The 743-nt window shown below is 63.7% G+C and carries 1 pseudogene; it reads right to left on the reverse strand.

Annotated features, from left to right (window positions below):
- Positions 1 to 650 (reverse strand): annotated as a pseudogene (locus JNK74_28740) (DUF1501 domain-containing protein).
- Between the last annotated feature and the right edge of the window lie 93 nt (positions 651 to 743).

The following is a 743-nucleotide window of genomic DNA, read 5'->3' on the forward strand; positions in this document are numbered from 1 at the left end:
GCCCTTGGGACGCAGCCAGGTGCCCTGATACACGGAGGGGAGAAATCCCGCCCCCCAGTTGCTGGCGTTGCCCTTGGGCAGGCCGCGGTCCAGCGGATCGCTCATGACGACGAATGCCGGAAGGTTTCGGCTTTCGCTCCCGAGGCCGTAGGTCACCCAGGATCCCACGCAGGGAAAGCCCATGCGGGTGGATCCCGTGTTGATCATGAAGAGCGCCGGACTGTGATTGTTGGACTGGGTATGGCACGAATGAAGGAACGCCATTTTGTCCACGTGCGCAGAAAGGTGGGGAAACAGATCGCTGACCCAGGCGCCCAGGAGAAGGGCGACTTCATGATCGGACCGACCGACTCCGCAAAGAACCCGGTTTTCTTGTCAAACCCCTCCAGTTCCTTTCCGTCGCTGCGGATCAATCCGGGCTTGTAGTCCCAGGTGTCCACCTGGCTGGGACCTCCGTTCATGAACAGCCAGATAACGGAGCGGGCGCGGGCACGGTGGGGTGCCGGACGCGCCAGAAGCGGATCCGCGGAGGTCTCCCCGCCGAGCAGGTGCTCATCGCGAAGAAGTCCGGCCAGTCCCAGCAGGCCCGCTCCGCATCCGGCCCGGCGCAGAAGGTCGCGGCGTGAAACCGGGTTTGGATTATTCCACATAGATGCATTCGTTGAGACACAGGACCACCTGGGCGAAGTCCGTCAGGGCGGCGCCCCGTGGATCGGAATGTCCGGCCGCCCGATGGCGATCCT

The sequence above is a fragment of the Candidatus Hydrogenedentota bacterium genome, from assembly GCA_016791475.1.
In the GTDB taxonomy this organism is placed as follows: domain Bacteria; phylum Hydrogenedentota; class Hydrogenedentia; order Hydrogenedentales; family JAEUWI01; genus JAEUWI01.